The organism is Pectobacterium sp. A5351 (assembly GCF_028335745.1).
Taxonomy (GTDB): Bacteria; Pseudomonadota; Gammaproteobacteria; order Enterobacterales; family Enterobacteriaceae; genus Pectobacterium.
In genome coordinates this window covers 2,676,151-2,694,047 of the sequence record NZ_CP116477.1, presented here as the reverse complement: position 1 = coordinate 2,694,047, position 17,897 = coordinate 2,676,151, and the positions used below count along the sequence as shown (strand labels likewise).

The following is a 17,897-nucleotide window of genomic DNA, read 5'->3' as shown; positions in this document are numbered from 1 at the left end:
TCATGCAGGGTAGCGAAATACTTATAGCGAAATTAGTTTTTTTCGTCTTATCTCATTCCAGATAAATATAATGATTGTCAGGCAAGGCGCGGTGTTATCGAACGGCCTGTTTTCTTGCCGGAGGGCGTCGTGACTGGGGTTGTGCCTGTTATTGTGTCCTCTGAACGGTTGGCCGTACCGCTATTCGGTGTATTTTTTGCACGGTGCAGTGCATAGCAATAATTTAGCTATGCTTTTTCGTTATTGGTCATTGCTGACGGTATATCGTTTTTTCATGCCGTACGTGGCAGGGTCATGATGATAATCAGTCCGCCATTCTCGCCGCGTTCCCCATGACTTTTCGGATGAGATTCAGCCTTAATGGTACCGCCATGCGCGGTGATAATGGCCGACGCGATGGAGAGCCCCAGCCCGCTGCCGCCAGAGTGTCTTCCGCGTGAATGCTCGGCACGCCAGAAGCGGTCGAAAAGCAGAGGTAGCGATTCGTGCTCAATCCCTGGACCGCGATCGGCAACGGTAATCTGCCAGCACGGGACGTTTTCTCGCAGGCTCGTTTCGTGTACATCAATCGCCAGATAGCGGCCGTCGCTGGCGTAGCTTAAGGTATTCTCGATCAAGATAGAGAATACCTGTCCTAACCGTTCGCGGTCGGCAAGGCAAAAGTCGCTCTGTTCGATATCAACCTGGGTCTGAAATCCGGCTTGCTCTAGCTGGGGTCGATACCACGTTAGCCGCTCTGTAATGAGTTCGTCGAAGTAAAAAGGGGTGTGAACCAGTTGCAACTGTCCGGCTCTGGCGAGTGATAGGAAGTGCAGATCCTGAATCACGTGATTGAGCTGTTCGAGCTGTTTAATGACCATCGTCAGTTGTGATTTATCCCGCGGGAAGACATCATCAATCATGCCTTGAACGCGGCCCATTGCCGCATTTAACGGTGTACGCAGTTCGTGAGCCAACGCCGCGCTGGATTCGCGCAGTTCCCGTTCATAGCGTTCGAGCTGTGCCGTCATGTTATTAAAATCGTCCGCCAGCGTGATAAGCTCCATCGGTGCCTGCTCGACGCGCTGGGTGCGGGTATCGAACTTTCCCTGTGCCACGTCGCGTGCTGCGCTGGCGATATTGGAAAATTGCTGCGACAGCGGACGCGCTCGCCACAACACTACTATCACCATTGTGGGCAAGGTGATGATCACCATGATGGCAAGTATCAACCAGTCTCTGCTGGCAATATTGGGCACGAAGAAATCCGGGCCGTAATACTGATTGATAATTTGCTGATAGCGTGGGTTCGCGTAGTCTTTCCGTTCGCTTAATTGCTGAAATTCGGTTTGCACTTCTACGGGCATTTGCTGTTTAACGTAGAGGTTGTTGACGGCGAAACGTAGCCACATCAGGCTTGATATGATAACGACGGCGGCAAGCAGCAGAGAAATGATGTGGAAACACAGCCAGCGCCACAGCGACATTTTTTCTGACAGAAAGATCGATTTTTTCATCATCATACTCACCGGAATCGATAGCCGACGGAACGCACGGTGACGAGCACATTGATGATGTTGTGCTGGTTGAGTTTTTTCCTGAGATTGTGGACATGGGTATCGACTACACGTTCCAGCGCCTCGCTTTCTGGTAGACAGGCTTCAAGCAATTCTCCACGGGTGAAGGCGCGGTTCGGCGCTTTGAGCAGCGTCACCAGAATATTGAATTCGGTTGGCGTCAGGTCGAGAACGACGGATTCTGAGGGCGAAACGGCAATGCTGGCCGTCACGGAGGTCGGGTCAACCGAGAGATTTTCGAATGTCAGGATGGCGTCTTCGCGGACCGTATAGCCCGTTCGTCGTAGCACGGCCTGTACCCGCGCCACCACCTCCTGCGGATTATAAGGCTTGACGACATAATCGTCCGCACCGTAACGCAGTGCGCCGATCCTTTCCGGTTCGTCACCGATAGCAGAAACCATAATCACTGGAATGTTACTGCGCTGCCGTAGGGCGGACAGCACCTCGGAACCGTTCATTTTCGGCAGCATTACATCCAGCAGAATCAAATCGGGTTTGCTGGTCAGTGCCATGTGCAGACCCCGCTGTCCGTCAGACGCGATAGAAACCTGATAGCTATCACGCCGCAGATAGGCTTCAAGCACGCTGGCAGCATCCAGATCGTCTTCAATAATCAATACCCGTTTTTCCGCCATCGCGAACCTCTTGATGAAATCTTAAAAAACCACAAAGCGTTTCTTGACTATGCATCAGCATAATCCGCCACGGTGATGAAAATCCAATAACTCTTGTACTGAAAAATGTGGATTGACCATTCGGGGAGATACTGCGGATGTACGATTACCGCGTAAAAAGAGGTGCTGTGTGAACATAACAAAAATGATTTTATCCACCTGCCTGTCTACCGCCGCGCTGTCCAGCATGGCATTTGGTGCAATGGCGGAAGATGCTCCCGCCTCATTTTGGGGCGATCATACTGAGGTTACCGTCGGTGTCGTTGCGCAGAACGCGCCGCGTTACATGGGGAGCAAATATCGTCAAACCACTGCGCTGCCCGTTCTGACCGTGCAGCGTGGTGCACTTTATGCGGATGTTTCGCGCGGTATCGGCTGGCAATACCAGTCTCCTTCGGGTTTTTATTTTGATAACGCGGTGGGGTACGATATGGGAAGAGATGACAAAAACAGCCAATGGCGTTCTGGGTCTAGCCGATTGAAAGGAATGGGAAAAATAAAGGGTTCGGTGATTACCACTGTCACGGCGGGGTATCAGTTTGCCCCGTGGCTGGCGCTGGAAGCGAGCGGCGAGTTGGCGCTGAGTGAGACAAAAAGGGGAAATCAATATCGCGTCGGGGCAAAGAGCACGGTGTGGCAATCGACGACAAAGGATGACGTGCTGGCGCTGTCGGCGGATATGCTGATAGGGGATGCCCGCTATAACCAAACCTATTACGGTGTGACGCAGCAGCAGAGTCGTCGTTCTGGCTTTGCCGCTTATCGTGCTGATAAAGGCATCTACGGCTATACGCTAGGGGCGAGCTGGACGCATCAATTTAGCCCCGCGTGGTCAACTAACGTGGCGGTGACCTCAACCTGGCTCACCGACAAGGTGGCGGATAGTCAGGTGGTGGAGCGGCGAAGCAATACCGGCGCAACCCTGGCCGTTCTGTATTCATTTTGATGCCATTTGATGAGAGGTTGTGATGATGGTTAGTCGTGTTGCCTTCTGCCTGCTGTCAGCCGTATTCCTGAGCGGGTGCGACAGCGCCGATGATGCGCCCGCGCCACCGCCGGCTAGGCCAGTGAAAACGCTGATGGTCATGCCTGCTATGAGCAGTGAGCCTGTTACGTTAACGGGAGAGATTCGCCCGCACGAAGAAACGGCACTGGGTTTCCGCCTGGATGGGCGCGTGCTTAATCGTCTGGTGGATGTCGGTGCATCCGTGAAGCGCGGCGATGTCATTGCGACGCTTGACGCACGTGACAGCGAAAATCAGTTACGTAGCGCAAAGGCAGATTTAGCCAGCGCAGTTTCGGCTGAGCGTCTGGCGAAAAGCAATTTCTCCCGTATGCAAGCCTTGGTACCGGGCGGGGCGATTGCGCGAGTACAACTTGATGAAGCGCAGGTAAACTGGGACGCGGCCGTTTCCCGCCGTGAAAGTGCGCAGACGACGGTGAAAGGGGCTCAGGAGCGCCTTAGCTATACACAGCTCACCGCGGCACAGGACGGTGTCATCACAACGGTCAGTGCGAACCCGGGTCAGGTGGTGAGCGCCGGGCAGGAGGTGGTCAGGTTGGCCTCCCTCGGCGGACGCGATGCGGTGTTTGATGTGCCGGAGCGTCTGGTTAATCTGTCGCTTCCCTCTCGCGTTATCCGCGTTTCACTACTGTCTGAACCGAGTGTTCAGGCTGAGGGACGCGTGCGTGATATCAGCCCGCAGGCCGATCCTGTCACGCGAACCTTCAGGGTGAGGATCACGTTAACCTCGCCTCCAGCCGCAATGGTATTGGGTGCCAGCGTGAATGGCGCGATACAACAGTCTGACGCCACGGTCATTGAACTCCCATCATCTGCGCTTACGCGCCAAGGGGACAAGCCTGCGGTGTACGTCGTGAATGCGGCAACCCAGACGGTACGTTTACAGCCGGTTAGCATTGCGCGCTATAGCGATACGACGATTTTCGTCTCTGAGGGGCTGAAACAAGGCGATCGTGTGGTCACTGCTGGCGTCAGTAAATTACGACCAGATGAGAAAATTCGGCTGGATGAGGAGGAGCGTCGCTGATGTCACAGGAACAACACCCCACTCGCGTACGCTTTAACCTGTCCGCTTGGGCGTTAGCGCATCAGCAGTTTGTCGCGTTTATGATGCTGGTGATTATGGCTGCAGGCGTGATGAGCTACCAGCGTTTGCCCCGCAATGAGGATCCGGCGTTTACCATCAAATCTGCCGTGGTGTCTGCGGCCTGGCCGGGTGCGACAGTGAGCGATACGGTCAATTTCGTTACCGATAAACTGGAGAAAAAACTACAGGAAACGCCATATCTCGATTATGTCGAGAGCTATACCCGCGCCGGGGAAGCGGTGGTTTTCGTTAACCTGCGTGACGATACGCCGCCATCTGCCGTGCCGAATATCTGGTATACGGTACGTAAGAAAATGACGGACATCACCAGTTCGCTCCCTGATGGCGTCAGCTCACCGGCCGTGAATGATGAGTTTGACGATACGTTTGGTACGATCTACGGTTTTACCGCCGAGGGTTTTTCATCACGGGAATTGCGTGATCGCGTCGAAGATATTCGCTCAGCCTTATTGAGTGTGCCCGATGTTGGTAAGGTTGACATGCTGGGCGTGGAAGAAGAGCAAATTGTGGTGATGTTTTCGCCCCGACGGCTGGCCGGATTGGGGTTAGATCCGCAACAGGTTATCGATTCACTTAAGGCGCAGAATGCGGTCACGCCTGCGGGCATTATTCGCACCGATGATGAGAAGGTCGCCGTACGCGTCAGCGGTGCATACACTTCCGAGCAAAGCCTACGCCAGATTACCTTACGCATTGGTGGGAAATTTGTTCCGCTGACCGATATTGCCACGATTAGTCGTGAAACGGCGGAACCGCCGTCGCCGACGTTTAGGGTGAATGGTGAGAAAGCCATTGGGCTGGCAATCTCTATGGCACCCACTGGCAACATGCTCAATTTCGGTCAGGCTATTCGCGATAAAATGAACATGATTGCGACGCAGCTTCCACATGGGATTGAAATGACGCGTGTGGCTAATCAATCGGAAGTGGTAAAAAGTGCGGTCGGCGGCTTTATCAAAGTGCTGCTGGAAGCCATTGCCATTGTGTTAGCGGTATCGTTCGTTTCTCTTGGTAGCCGCGCCGGATTGGTCGTTGCCGCATCCATCCCGATCGTACTGGCGATGACCTTTATTGGCATGGAGATAACCGGTATCGGCTTACAGCGTATTTCGCTCGGGGCTCTGATTATTTCGCTGGGGCTGTTGGTGGATGATGCCATGATTACAGTAGAGGCGATGGTGTCGCGGCTGGAAGAGGGCTGGGATCGCAAACGGGCGGCGGCTTGGGCTTATGAAAGCACTGCTTTCCCCATGCTGACGGGGACGCTGGTGATGATTGCCGGGTTTATTCCCGTCGGATTTGCCTCATCAAGTGCGGGCGAATACTGTTTTTCACTCTTTGTCGTGGTGTTGATTTCCTTACTGAGTTCCTGGATCGTGGCGATTCTCTTTTCCCCACTACTCGGTGTCTGGCTGTTGCCAAAAACGTTTCGTCACCAACATAACGAACCGGGACGGGTTGGCCGCATTTATCGCCAGTGGCTGCAACGGGCGTTGGAAAACCGGGGAATGACGTTACTCATCGCCGTGTTCCTGCTGGTTGTCGCCTTATTTGGTGCCACCCGACTGGAGGGCGAGTTTTTTCCTGCGTCGGACAGACCGGAACTGTTGGTCAGCCTGACATTGCCTGCGAACGCTTCACAGGCGGCGACGGAAGCGCAAGCAAAGCGGCTGGAAGCTGTTTTGAAAAACGACCCCGATGTTGACCATTTTTCCACGTATGTAGGATCGGGGGCCGTACGTTTTTATCTACCGATGGATGTGCTGCTGAGTCACGAAAATATCGCGCAGTTGGTGGTAGTGGCAAAAAATCTTGAGGCGAGGGACAGCCTGTCGGCACGATTGAATCAGGTGCTTGCGCGGGATTTCAGCCCCATTGTGGCGCGGGTATCCGCACTTGAACTGGGGCCGCCGGTGGGCTGGCCGCTTAAATATAGGGTGGCGGGGCCGGATATTCATCGCGTCCGTGATATTGCGCAGGGGCTTGCCAGTCTGGTGGGAAATCAGGCCGATGTGCGTGACGTTAATCTGACGGCGGGGGAGCCAGAACGCTCGGTGAACGTGGTGCTTAATCAGACGGAAGCCCGTGCGGTCGGCATCAGTTCACAGGATGTAGCCAGTATGCTGGCGGCGATATTTTCTGGTTCAACGCTAACGTCGGTACGTGATGGAAACCGGCTGGTGGATGTGGTTATTCGTGGCACGCCGCAGGAACGACGCGACGTTGCTACGATCGCCAATCTGCAAATCCCTATTTCGGATGGCCGCACAGTGCCGTTGGGCCAGATTGCTACGGTTTCTTACGGCATTGATGACCCTATTATCTGGCGGCGCCAGCGCGAACCGTTCATTACGGTGCAAATGGATGTTGTATCGGGTGTGCGGGTATCTGCACTGTCAAAAAAACTGGCACCTGAAATTGAACGCTATCGCGCCTCGTTACCGGAGGGATATCACATCACGGAAGGTGGCGTTGCGGTGGAGTCTGACAAGGGCAATAGTTCGGTGTATGCGGTACTGCCGGTGACGCTGTTAGTGATGCTGGTACTACTGATGATTCAGCTACAGCATATTTCTCGTATGGTATTGGCATTCCTGACTGCGCCGTTCGGCCTGATCGGTATTGTTGCCGCCATGTTGCCGACCGGAACGCCGATGGGGTTTGTGGCGCTGCTGGGGGCGATCGCACTGGCGGGAATGATTATTCGTAATGCCGTTATTCTGATTGGTGAGGTCGATCTGAATGTGAAAAATGGACAGCCCGCCAGGGAGGCGATTGTGAATGCCGCCCACCATCGTTCACGACCCATAGTATTGACCGCGCTGGCGGCGATCCTCGGTATGATTCCGATTGCGCATCAGGTGTTTTGGGGGCCGATGGCCTACGCTATTATCGGTGGGTTGATGGTGGCGACGTTGCTGACGTTGTTGGCACTGCCTGCTGCGCTGAGCCTATTGATGCAGTGGGAAGGGCGGAAAGCAGTCAATTCTACTTCGTCATAAATGCGTATTGGACAGGTCGTGACGCGAGTGGTGAGAGGTCACGGCCTGTTGAAGCGATGTTATTAATCGACAACTGAACGATCAACGTGCAGTCAGATCTTCAGGCCACGACGGCGTCGGTTGGCTATCCCCCCAGATACTCTAGCTGGGCAACATTCGGATGTTGACGGCGATTTGTAAACAGGCCGTGTCAGACACCAGACTAGTATTGACTCTACTCACTGCGACGTGTGGATTATTTACGTTGACGTCCGAGTCAACACCGAGTGACTTAGATGTGCCCAGATAGACGCTGGTGAATTTTAGCGCTATGGGTATCCAGCCCGACGATCGCGACCTTCGCATCGTAGCGATGATAGCGGGTTTCAATCGCGTCGAGTGCTGCCACGCTGGAGGCATCCCAGATTTGGGCGTGCGTCAGATCGATGGTGACGTTCTGTGGGTCCTGCGCATAGAGAAAGTGCTCGAAGAGGTCGTTGCTGCTACCGAAGAATAGTGGGCCGCGCACCGTGTAGTGTACCGACTGCCCGTCTTCACTCATCTGACGCTCCGCGTGAATGACGTGCGCCACGCGGCGCGCAAATAGCAGGATGGCGAAAATGACGCCGCTCGCCACGCCGATAGCGAGGTTACCTGTCGAGACGGTGGCGATAACTGTCACGATGGCCACCAGCGTTTCCGACAGCGGCATCCGCTTCAACGTGCTGGGATGCAGACTATGCCAGTTCATCGTCTTGACTGCGACGATCATCATAATACCGGCTAGCACCACCATTGGAATCTTTGCCATAATCTCGCTCAGCCCGGTCACCAGTAGCAACAGCACTAAGGCGGCGGCGAGAGTGGAAATGCGCGTGCGCGCTTTGCCTAACCCCACGTTGACCACGGTCTGGCCGATCATCGCGCACCCGGCAATGCCGCCGTAGAACCCAGCGAAAATATTGGAAATGCCGAGTCCCCAGCACTCGCGGCGCTTGCTGGACGGCGTATCTGTGATGTCGTCGACCAGTTTGGCGGTTAGCAGCGACTCCATCAGACCGACAAAGGCGACACTGAGCGCGGTTGGCCAGATGATATGCAGCGTTTCAAGATTAAACGGCACGAGCCAGTGGGTGGAACCCGGCAATCCAGGTTGCATGGGGCCAGCATCACCGACGTTAGGCACCGTGATGCCGGTAAAAATAGCGATTGCGGTTACCGTCACAATGGCGACCAGCGGCGCGGGAATGCTTTTCACCACATAAGGCAGCAGCAGAACAATCGTGAGCGTCAGCGCAAACAGCAGCCAGACAAGCGAGGATTGCCCGTAAATATGCGGCACCTGCGCGGCAAAAATCAGGATGCCTAACGCATTGACGAAACCGATCATCACCGAGCGCGGGATGTAACGCATCATCCTAGCCAATCCGGTCAGGCCAAACAGAATCTGGATGAGCCCTGCCATGATCACCGCTGGCAGAATATAGGCTACGCCGTGTCCGTGTACCATCGGGCCGATGACCAGCGCTACGGCTCCCGCCGCAGCGGTCACCATTGCTGGCCTACCGCCGAGGAAGGACATGGTGAAGCACAAGACGATGGAGGCTATCAGGCTGACCTTCGGATCTACGCCCGCGATGATAGAAAACGAAATCACTTCAGGGATAAGTGCCAGCGCGGTGATGGTGCCCGCCAAAATCTCGCGCATCAGCAGCGAAGGAGAGCGTAATGCAACAAGGGTTGACGGCGCAGAGATCGCTGGCGTCGGTGTCGCGTTGAGTGATGAGTTCATAATGTGCAGGCTCTTACTTTTTCTTAATTATTGGTCAATGACAAAAGGCGGGAGAGGATAGATTATCGGCAGTATAAAAGATACTGCCCTTTATTGATGGCGCCGCTGCCGCAATTTGTGAACTCAACCTGCGCGAGTCACCACGTTATTCTTGGTGTCTGTGTCGTCAGAGACCGCGGGCGAAGCAGTGCGGAAGCTCAGACCGACCAATTTGAATACGGGCTGCCAGTGTCAGAAAACCTGCTAAAGCAGGACTTTTACGCTATCTACCCGAATCAAAAATGGATCGACGACATCACTTCTCTGCGTACGGATAAAGGCGGGTTTTATCTCGCTATTGTTCTTGACTTGCTGTCATTACGTGATCTGTAGGCTTTGATCCGTCATTTCTTTTATACGCTCTTGTACTTTGAGATCTAACGCCATGCGTTCTTCTAATGGCATTGCTTCATATTGCTCCTTGGATATTCCCATGGACGCAAGTACGGAGAAAAATAATCTTTCTTCATGAGACATGGAGACCCAGTCCATAAACTCCTGTGCTGCTTTCGAGCGCTGAGGTTCAACTTTGGCGCTGGGTTCGTGCCTGGAGATCTGCCCGCTATCCTTTGCCTTCTCAAGTGCCATTGAGAAAGTATTTTCATCTGGCGCAGTAGCATACTGACTGGCTTGGGCAAATAAAATATTAGCCCCCTGAATATCTGACGTGACCATGTGAACTCCTATAGTTAAACGGGATTGATACTCTCACAATTTGAAGGGATGTTATGGAGAAGATACCACCTAGATATATGTTTAATTCATATGATTAGTTGTGATGCTGTAGGGCGGCTGGTTGATTAAATGACAAAGTGATGTGTCGCAAAGCTACGTTTTACATTGCCGCTAAGGAACGGCGACAATGACCGACGTTATGACCGATAAATTTTTATCTATCTGATTTTTAGGCATAAAAATTTATCTTTTATCACGCCATCAAAGAAACGACCTTTAGAGACTACAACGTCAGAAATAAATTTTTTATAGATAGATTCAGGGACGCCGACATATTGATAGAGATCTTTATTATGAAATTCTATCTCAAGGTTGTGCGTCTTTGGATCGTACCCAATGGAATAAATTCGTGACGATGAAACCTGCTGTCGCTGCAATGCTCATTCCTCCCCAGCGTAAAATAAGATTAAATTATCAAAGATTTACTACATGATGCATTGTCGATGATCATACTTATTTATTGAGTATGTATCAAATTTATGGCGGATCGGTTAGTAAAATCGGTGGTTTATCATTTTTATGCTGTGAATTTGTTCAATGGAGGGGATTCATCCACTTGCTTATTGCCCTTCATACTGAACGTAACCTGTGTATTAGACAACGCACTGCTACCAGTAACAGCTTACGGGCAATGTTATCCGAATTAGGATTTTGTATCCCTACAGGAATGAGCGCTTTGTATAAAAGCGTGCCAACAATACTTGAGGATGCTGAAAATGAACTTTCACCTTTTGTGCGCCGAAGTATCAGTCGTCGACTGGAAGAACGACAGGTATAAAGAAGAGCAGATTTTACAGGTTGAGCACGATCTTCAGTTATGCCTCCAGACTCAACCTGATTGACAGATAGTGTCCAAAGTGCCTGGGATTGGCTTGTTGACGGCAACCCTATTGAATCTGAATCACATAGGGATTCGAAAGGCAGCATGAAAATCCTCTGACTGGGATCGCCTTTGCCAGTAACGGGCTAATAAATAAGCTAAACCTGAGTTATCTTTCTGTCAAGACCACCAGAATGACCGCCACTAAATAGCTATTTAGTTAGAGGCATTAACAATTATCACATGCTATAAAACATGACTTAATTAATTCAAGAAAATAATTGTGTAAAATAATTACATTGTATTTATATGCATTGAAAATAAATACAAGGTAATGTTTTCAAGTTTTATTGACATTTTTATTGTCATGAGTTAATTTTGGATTAGGAAAATAATGCAAGGGATGTGTTATATGGATATTCAATGTTCTTATTTGAATGAGAAGTCAATAACTGCTCGGTCTGACTATAATATAGTTAAGTTAATAGAATGTGAAATGATACTTAATCACCTAGATTTCTATTCTTATATGCGATTAAATAAAAAAAATCAAAGTGTTAAATTGATTTCTACATTCCCTAAGCAATGGCAAGATATTTATTTAGAAAATAGATATTATAATTTTGATCCTGTGATTGAAAAGGCGAAATGTAAAATATCCCCATTTCTATGGGGTGGTGAATGTGGCAGGATATTTGAGGAGGCAAGGGAATTTGCTATTTTAAGTGGGGTGTGCTTTGTTGCTCATCGGAATGATGGTTTTTTTTCTGTCTTAAGTATATGTAATCGACGTGACGATAAGAATTTTATTAACCAGTTAAGAGAAAAAGAAGCTAAAATTCAAATGCTACTTTTAAAATGCTTTGAAGAAGATATTATATCAGAGGCAGAGGAGTGTTGTAACGTTAATCTTACTCCCCGGGAGTGCGAAGTGTTAAAATTATTGGGGTTAGGGAAAACCTATGGTGAGATATCAATAATATGTAGTATAAGCGAAAGAACGGTAAGGTTTCATGTCATGAGTATATTAAAAAAATTTCATGTGACGAATATAAAACAAGCCCTGACTCAGGCTGCGTGTCAAGGTTTTTTTGATGCGTAATTACACATTTTTTACTATGGTCCGGTAGGAGACGAATTAGCTGGCTTTGTGCTAGAAAACTGGGTGAAGCCTTATTTGGTTATAAGGTAAGTGTGTTATAGTGGTATCTCTCTGTGTCAGTGTTAATCATTTTTTTCGCATCAAAAGCAGACCAAGGCCAGTTTTGTTATTTTTTATTACCGACAATGGCAATTGATTAACCACCGCGCGACTAGCGTAAAACCATCATATACCCGTCATCCTTAAAAGTGCCTGTGCGTTGGCTGCGCTACTCGGCACACTGGCGTGTGCCTTACTCCTCTGGGGGCGCTGAAAGCCGCGTTCAAACCTGCCGCTGACAGATTTGTCACTCACCCGAATCACTTACCTGAGTAAGCTCATCGGTACTCCCTCTCTTGCCGCGTTATTCGTCACCCTTTAGAGCTGAGGGATCCCCACAAAATCATCGCTAATAAACCAGCACCATATTTCGGTAGGTGCTGGTGAGTTGGGCTAAAATACTCTCCAGCTTCACTCGCCTGATTATTCGCGGTGAATGCCGCAGTATATTTTCCGCCAGTGTCAAAAACGATATCACTCTTCGACTTTTAAGGCTGTTCGCCTGATAATGAAGATGAAGACCTTTATTTTCAAAATGATATCCTAATAACCAGAGAACAATTGATGCCAGTGTTGCCAGCAAACTCAGCACCCAAAGCCGCTCACCCGTTTTGCTTCCACAGGCGCGTAAGCCAAAGCCAAATCTCTCACTCTTTTCATCGCGAAAGTTTTGTTCAATCTGCATGCGTCTGCTGTAGAGTTTCATGATTTCATGGGGCTTGAATTCATCAGTACTGGTAAATAGCAGCCACGGCTCTTTAGCTGACGCACGCTGTTCTTTTTCTGTTGTGGGATGGCTCGGTTTCCCTTTGCGACGTTGGCTTTTTCGGCCTTTCGGCGCTTTTTTATAAAGATAAAAATGTCCGTTGCATTGCGCCTTTTTTGAACGCGCCAGCGTTCCGGCTCCCAGATATTCCGCGCGCGCCGTGCCAGTACAGTCTTTCACGTTCAGCCAGCGTTCCGGGCCATGATGAAGGCAAAATTTTACGTTTCCCCGGATGCGACCAATAAAGCCCCATCCCAGTGCTTTGATATGCCGAAACCATTCATTGTGGAAGCCCGCGTCGGTGATGAGGGTGACTTTCATTTGCGGGGCAATAGCACAGGCAAGCGCGTCAAGAAAGGCTTTCTGTATCAAAATATTGTTTTGCTTTTCTGACGGAACCAGCTGACTCATCAAGGGGATAGCGCGGCCATCACAGACAAGGCTGGCACGCAGGACATGAAAAGCCTGGGAGGGATAGCCACTCCAGTCGACGGCAATAACACACCACGGCATGTTTTTGGTCATCATGGACGTAATCTGATTAAATATTTTCGGGATATCGTGATGAAGCGCAGTGTTTCCCAAAAGGCGAGCAACCCGTTTTATTTTATCTTTCACGCGAGCAGGGCCGGGTAAATAACGCCCGATACGGGTGAGTGAAAGCGTCGCACCACTTATCAACGCAGCGGTGGAATCAATAAGCGCATGTTGTCGATATTGATGCGTTGAAGCTAAAGCGTGACGGAAAAAAATCTGGCATACTTTACGGACAGGCATAGGGCGACCTCATTGAATTTTTTGGCGAAAATCAGTAGATCATAAAACTCTATGCCTGTCTCCTTTTCTGGGGATTCCTCAGCCCTTCGGGTCAGCGCAAGCGCTGCTCAAAAACGCCTTGCCGTTTTTGTCCTGAAACTCGAATTATTTGGAGTATAGAGATCTTCGTATTTTCGGAGGCTTCGGGTAAATTTTTTTCAATCATTACTGTCATCAAATTTTTTTAAATTTTATCGATGTTACCAAGGTGATGTTTTTTTATTTTAGCTATTGGTGCTTTTTTTATTTTAAGAATAATGAGTCTATTGCGGGGTATTACCTGAATTGAAAGTTGTTGATTTATTACTCTCTAATTTTTAACTAGAGTGTGCCTGTCACAAGTGACAGGTTGAACAATGTCTAACAACATGATTGGATATGTCGTACTTAATCTGGTGATGACATGTTTTACTGTGTTTATCAATACTTATTATTAAGCGTGATAATGTTGAAAGTATAGGATAAAAAATTTTCTTTGTCTTTAGCTAGCACCAAAATTAGATTTGTAGCAATCTTTAAAATCTGTAGTTACTGAGGGTATTATCCATCAATGCGATGGTTTTTATCCTATTCTATTTCCTTAGTATGATTATTAAGGTAATTGGCGGTAGCGTGGCTAAATTTATTGGTGATAATAGGTTATTAACATTGTGGCGTATGAAGGAGCGGTGGGTTGAAAATATCAATTATAGGGGCAGGAGTCATGGGGCTAAACACGGCACTAGTATGTGCTGTATATGGCCATGAAGTCGTTATTCTTGATAAAGATAAAGATATTTCGGCGCAAATACCATCTCTATTAAAGAATGAGTTCAGATACTATCGGATGCTTGAATCTGCATTTAAAACAGTTAGTCAGGAGGCCGTGTCATCTAGCGTAATGGTGGCCAGTGCTTATAGTGCAATCGAAGGCAGCGATTGGGTTATTGAGAACGTTAAAGAGGATTTGGCTGCTAAACAGGATGTTTACCAACAGCTATCGATGGTGATTGATGAAAAAACCTTGGTGGCTGCTAATACCAGCTGTATTTCAATAACCAAAATAGGATCATGCTTACCTTATCCTGCGCAGGTTATTGGCATGCACTTTATGAATCCTGTTGCACTTAAAAAATGTGTTGAAGTCATTAAAGGATTTCACACCAGTGATGAAACGGTGGCCGCTGCGCAAGCCTTGTTGCGTAGCCTAAATAAAAATGCAGTTATTGTCGATGATTATCCGGGGTTTGTTTCTAACCGGTTGTCACACCTTTTCATGAATGAGGCGGCGTTTCTGGTGCAGGATAAGGTCGCTTCCCCCAAAGATATCGACAAAATTTTTAAGGAAGGCTACGGTCATGCAATGGGGCCATTGGAAACAGCCGATCTTATCGGTCTGGATACCGTAGTGAATTCCCTCAACGTATTATATGACAGTTACCAGGATCCCAAATATCGTTGTTGCCCACTGCTGAAAAAAATGGTCGATGCGGGATTGCTGGGTAAGAAGAGTGCTCAAGGCTTCTTTAAATATTAAGCTAACAGCGGGGAATATTAAATGGCATCTTTAAATATACAGTCGGCTGGAGACTATAAACCGATAAAATGTGTTATTTGGGATTTGGATAATACACTTTGGGATGGTGTACTATCAGAAGGGGATGATGTTAGACTAAAGGAGAATATTTCTGAGATTATAAAAAAACTGGATGCAATGGGAATATTGCAGTCTGTTGCTAGCCGTAACGATGCACAAGACGCTCTAAACAAATTGCATAAATTCAATCTGGATGAGTATTTCCTCTATCCTCAAATTCATTGGGGACCAAAATCATTATCTATCGAAAGAATACAGAAAAATCTTAATATTTCGACCGATACCTTTATTTTTGTTGACGATCAGGCGATGGAGCGCGATGAGGTTCAGGCTAAGTATCCAGATATCACATGTTTTGATGCCGCTGAATATGCTTCTCTTCTTGATCTTCCACAGTTGGCTAACATGGAAGTATCTGATGATGCGCCCATGAGACGGTCCCGATATCAGGATGATATTCTGCGTAAAAATGAAGAAGAAAACTTTGTTGGCACCTCTGAAGAGTTTCTTAGTCAACTGAATATGCGGTTTTCGATAGCGAAAGCAGAAGCTGAAGATTTACTGCGTGCTGAAGAATTAACGCTGCGCACTAATCAATTAAACTCAACGGGTATCACTTATAGTCGTGATGAGCTGGAAAAACTGATGAAGTCTGCCGATCACGATCTTTTCGTGTTTGAATTGAGTGATAAATATGGTTCGTACGGCAAAATTGGGCTAGCTTTGGTGTACTATCAGGATAATACGAATTACTTAAAACTGTTGCTCATGTCATGTCGAACTCTTTCTCGTGGTGTAGGAAGTGTTGCGCTGACTTACATTATGCAGCAGGCCAAAGCCATGTCACGCCAGTTGCACGCGGAGTTCAGACGTACGCAGCGTAACCGCCAAATGTATGTGACCTATCAGTTTTCTGGGTTTAAAAAATTTCAGGAGGGGCCGGATGGTACACTCACTTTTTCTCATGACCTGAATGATGTCCCAGACTTCCCTGATTATATCACTGTCGATATTAAATAAAGTAAGAGTGCAAAAATGAAAGAATCATTTTCTGTAGCCGAAAGTATACGCCATTTTATTGAAAACAATATCACAACCTTTGATGATGATATCGAGTTCAATGATGATACTGATATTTTTTTAAGTGGACTGGTGAACTCTCTTTTTTCAATGAGACTATTGTGTTTTATTGAAGGCGAATTTTCACTTTCAGTTCCTGATGAATATATTGAGCGAAAAAATTTCTCTTCTATTGAAAAAATGTGTCAGCTTGTACAGATTTTAAGGAAAGATCCCCCCGTTTCCTGAATGATAAGGCATTTTGTGTTATCTGCGAATCATCCTACCTTCATGTATTATGTTATATCCAGGTTCAATGTGGAGGTTTTCTCTTCAGACGTCATTCATTTTGGGAGGTGCTATAAACGTTATGCTTGTCTCGTTTGATAGTGTTTTAGTTAACTTTCCGGATGGTTAATATTGGCTGGGTTTTCTCAAGATGACCGGATATTTAGCGATTATACAGTGACTATATTGTCGGCCGAATACTGGATTGATTTGGTTGAAATATATCGAATATCTGTGAGAAACTAATTTTTACTGAATGAATTATAGAGAGGCTGACTAAATATATGAATACAACAATTCATCCGCTGGTTGAGCGGGCAAAAGAATTTTCTAACGATATTCTGCGTCCAGAAGCCGGCCAATATGACAGGCAAGGCGGTGTACCGCGAGATGTGATTGCACGGATGGCCGATCTGGGTTTTCTTGGTTCGATATTACCCCAGGAATATGGCGGCGGTGGTATTGATCCCCTATCGTATGGATATTTGACTGAAGAGATCGGTAAAGGGTGTAATTCGGCGCGAGCAGCGCTGACAGTTCATACCAGTCTGGTTGGCGAAACTATCGCGCGGTTGGGTACTGCCGAACAAAAAGAGCGGTTTCTTCCAGCAATGTGTCGGGGAGATAAAATTGCCTGCTTTGCGCTCTCTGAACCTGGTGCGGGAACGGATGCCGCTTCAATACAGACCCATTATCAGGTAACGGACTCTGGCTATGTCATTAACGGCGCCAAAAAGTGGATCACCTATTCTGGCATTGCCGATTTATTTTTGGTCTTTGCTAAAAATGCAGACCACGTCAGCGCATTTATCGTTGATAAAGCGTCGGTAGGGTTGGCGTGTACGCCGATGTCAGGATTATTGGCCAGTCGCGGAGCCTGGCTTTCTGAGCTGAGTTTTACTGATGTGCATGTGCCATCTGGTAACCTTCTTGGTAAAGAAGGTGCTGGATTAAGTTTTGTGGCCAATACGGCGTTATTCTATGGCCGTTACAGTATCGCCTGGGCTGGTGTGGCAATAGCTCATGCGGCATTGGAGGAGATGGTTACCTACGCACGTAAAAGGGAACAATTCGGTAAGAAAATCGCGCAACACCAGCTCATTCAAGCATTAATCACTGATTCAACCGCAGAGTTTTATGCCGCGAAAGCGCTGTGTGAGAAAATTGGTACATTACGATGTCAGAGTAACTATGACACGCTGATGGAAACGAATGTCGCTAAATATCAAAGTTCATTAGCTGCGGTGCGTGTTGCTAATAATGCGGTACAGATTTTAGGTGGCAATGGATTATCTGATAAATATCCTGTTGAACGCCTTTATCGTGAAGCAAGAGTATTAGAAATTATTGAAGGTACCAGTCAAATTCAGCAGGTTTTAATTGCGCAACAGGCTCTTAGACAATTTTTCCGCAAAGCCTCTATTGTTTGATTTTTAACACCATCGCTGAAATAGGCTGC

The 17,897-nt window shown here is 48.2% G+C and carries 14 protein-coding genes and 1 pseudogene; 9 read left to right on the top strand and 6 right to left on the bottom strand.

The features are described from left to right. Window positions 1-272: 272 nt before the first annotated feature. Both O1Q74_RS12500 and O1Q74_RS12495 read right to left on the bottom strand, forming a co-directional pair. Window positions 273-1,496: a sensor histidine kinase gene (locus O1Q74_RS12500; RefSeq protein WP_271878907.1), complete on the bottom strand. Its 1,224-nt coding sequence runs from the start codon at window positions 1,494-1,496 to the stop codon at window positions 273-275. Window positions 1,497-1,504: 8 nt separating this feature from the next. Continuing rightward, window positions 1,505-2,194, bottom strand: a complete 690-nt coding sequence (locus O1Q74_RS12495; protein WP_271873562.1) for a response regulator — start codon at window positions 2,192-2,194, stop codon at window positions 1,505-1,507. A 169-nt stretch (window positions 2,195-2,363) separates the two neighbouring features. Between O1Q74_RS12495 and O1Q74_RS12490 the strand changes: the two genes are divergently transcribed. The 3 genes from O1Q74_RS12490 to O1Q74_RS12480 are packed head-to-tail and all read left to right on the top strand — an operon-like array spanning window position 2,364 to window position 7,367. Further along, window positions 2,364-3,179 carry a MipA/OmpV family protein gene (locus tag O1Q74_RS12490; protein ID WP_271873561.1) on the top strand — a complete coding sequence of 272 codons (816 nt, stop codon included), beginning with the start codon at window positions 2,364-2,366 and terminating at the stop codon, window positions 3,177-3,179. A gap of 22 nt (window positions 3,180-3,201) precedes the next feature. Then, a complete protein-coding gene (locus tag O1Q74_RS12485; protein WP_271873560.1) occupies window positions 3,202-4,284 on the top strand; it encodes an efflux RND transporter periplasmic adaptor subunit in 1,083 nt (360 codons plus the stop codon). After that, a complete protein-coding gene (locus O1Q74_RS12480) occupies window positions 4,284-7,367 on the top strand; it encodes an efflux RND transporter permease subunit (protein ID WP_271873559.1) in 3,084 nt (1,027 codons plus the stop codon). Before O1Q74_RS12485 ends, O1Q74_RS12480 begins: the two co-directional genes overlap by 1 nt. A gap of 271 nt (window positions 7,368-7,638) precedes the next feature. Here the strand turns inward: O1Q74_RS12480 and O1Q74_RS12475 are convergent, their stop codons facing one another. Continuing rightward, entirely contained in the window at window positions 7,639-9,138 is a 1,500-nt protein-coding gene (locus tag O1Q74_RS12475) for a SulP family inorganic anion transporter (protein WP_271873558.1), read from the bottom strand. Between the two features lie 213 nt (window positions 9,139-9,351). Between O1Q74_RS12475 and O1Q74_RS12470 the strand changes: the two are divergent. Then, a pseudogene (locus tag O1Q74_RS12470) lies at window positions 9,352-9,495 on the top strand (IS3 family transposase); the annotation flags it as partial. On the opposite strand, the gene O1Q74_RS12465 reads toward O1Q74_RS12470, so the two are convergent. Together O1Q74_RS12465 and O1Q74_RS12460 are read right to left on the bottom strand one after the other, a co-directional pair. Further along, window positions 9,496-9,852 carry a hypothetical protein gene (locus O1Q74_RS12465; RefSeq protein ID WP_271873557.1) on the bottom strand — a complete coding sequence of 119 codons (357 nt, stop codon included), beginning with the start codon at window positions 9,850-9,852 and terminating at the stop codon, window positions 9,496-9,498. A 218-nt stretch (window positions 9,853-10,070) separates the two neighbouring features. Continuing rightward, entirely contained in the window at window positions 10,071-10,289 is a 219-nt protein-coding gene (locus tag O1Q74_RS12460; RefSeq protein ID WP_271873556.1) for a KTSC domain-containing protein, read from the bottom strand. Window positions 10,290-11,144: 855 nt separating this feature from the next. Between O1Q74_RS12460 and O1Q74_RS12455 the strand changes: the two genes are divergently transcribed. Continuing rightward, window positions 11,145-11,834 (top strand): autoinducer binding domain-containing protein, encoded by a 690-nt coding sequence (locus O1Q74_RS12455; RefSeq protein ID WP_271873555.1) that lies wholly within the window; start codon window positions 11,145-11,147, stop codon window positions 11,832-11,834. Window positions 11,835-12,282: 448 nt separating this feature from the next. Here O1Q74_RS12455 and O1Q74_RS12450 read toward each other — a convergent pair whose 3' ends face one another. Beyond that, window positions 12,283-13,476 carry an IS4 family transposase gene (locus O1Q74_RS12450; RefSeq protein WP_271873554.1) on the bottom strand — a complete coding sequence of 398 codons (1,194 nt, stop codon included), beginning with the start codon at window positions 13,474-13,476 and terminating at the stop codon, window positions 12,283-12,285. Between the two features lie 712 nt (window positions 13,477-14,188). Here O1Q74_RS12450 and O1Q74_RS12445 point away from each other — a divergent pair. The 4 genes from O1Q74_RS12445 (at window position 14,189) to O1Q74_RS12430 (ending at window position 17,868) form a co-directional block, all read left to right on the top strand. Further along, window positions 14,189-15,031 (top strand): 3-hydroxyacyl-CoA dehydrogenase family protein, encoded by an 843-nt coding sequence (locus O1Q74_RS12445; RefSeq protein WP_271873553.1) that lies wholly within the window; start codon window positions 14,189-14,191, stop codon window positions 15,029-15,031. A gap of 21 nt (window positions 15,032-15,052) precedes the next feature. Continuing rightward, window positions 15,053-16,111 (top strand): HAD-IIIC family phosphatase, encoded by a 1,059-nt coding sequence (locus O1Q74_RS12440; protein ID WP_271873552.1) that lies wholly within the window; start codon window positions 15,053-15,055, stop codon window positions 16,109-16,111. A 15-nt stretch (window positions 16,112-16,126) separates the two neighbouring features. Further along, complete coding sequence (locus tag O1Q74_RS12435; RefSeq protein WP_271873551.1) at window positions 16,127-16,399, top strand: acyl carrier protein; 273 nt, start codon at window positions 16,127-16,129, stop codon at window positions 16,397-16,399. 323 nt (window positions 16,400-16,722) lie between these two features. After that, the gene (locus O1Q74_RS12430; protein ID WP_271873550.1) at window positions 16,723-17,868 is read left to right on the top strand and encodes an acyl-CoA dehydrogenase family protein; all 1,146 of its coding nucleotides are present in this window, start codon (window positions 16,723-16,725) and stop codon (window positions 17,866-17,868) included. Window positions 17,869-17,897 lie beyond the last annotated feature (29 nt).

Excerpts from the sequence above, each read along its gene's own strand:
- O1Q74_RS12500 (WP_271878907.1), bottom strand. The coding sequence starts at position 1,496 with ATGAAAAAATCGATCTTTCTGTCAGAAAAAATGTCGCTGTGGCGCTGG.
- O1Q74_RS12495 (WP_271873562.1), bottom strand. The coding sequence starts at position 2,194 with ATGGCGGAAAAACGGGTATTGATTATTGAAGACGATCTGGATGCTGCC.
- O1Q74_RS12485 (WP_271873560.1), top strand. The coding sequence starts at position 3,202 with ATGATGGTTAGTCGTGTTGCCTTCTGCCTGCTGTCAGCCGTATTCCTG.
- O1Q74_RS12480 (WP_271873559.1), top strand. The coding sequence starts at position 4,284 with ATGTCACAGGAACAACACCCCACTCGCGTACGCTTTAACCTGTCCGCT.
- O1Q74_RS12475 (WP_271873558.1), bottom strand. The coding sequence starts at position 9,138 with ATGAACTCATCACTCAACGCGACACCGACGCCAGCGATCTCTGCGCCG.
- O1Q74_RS12465 (WP_271873557.1), bottom strand. The coding sequence starts at position 9,852 with ATGGTCACGTCAGATATTCAGGGGGCTAATATTTTATTTGCCCAAGCC.
- O1Q74_RS12455 (WP_271873555.1), top strand. The coding sequence starts at position 11,145 with ATGGATATTCAATGTTCTTATTTGAATGAGAAGTCAATAACTGCTCGG.
- O1Q74_RS12450 (WP_271873554.1), bottom strand. The coding sequence starts at position 13,476 with ATGCCTGTCCGTAAAGTATGCCAGATTTTTTTCCGTCACGCTTTAGCT.
- O1Q74_RS12440 (WP_271873552.1), top strand. The coding sequence starts at position 15,053 with ATGGCATCTTTAAATATACAGTCGGCTGGAGACTATAAACCGATAAAA.
- O1Q74_RS12435 (WP_271873551.1), top strand. The coding sequence starts at position 16,127 with ATGAAAGAATCATTTTCTGTAGCCGAAAGTATACGCCATTTTATTGAA.
- O1Q74_RS12430 (WP_271873550.1), top strand. The coding sequence starts at position 16,723 with ATGAATACAACAATTCATCCGCTGGTTGAGCGGGCAAAAGAATTTTCT.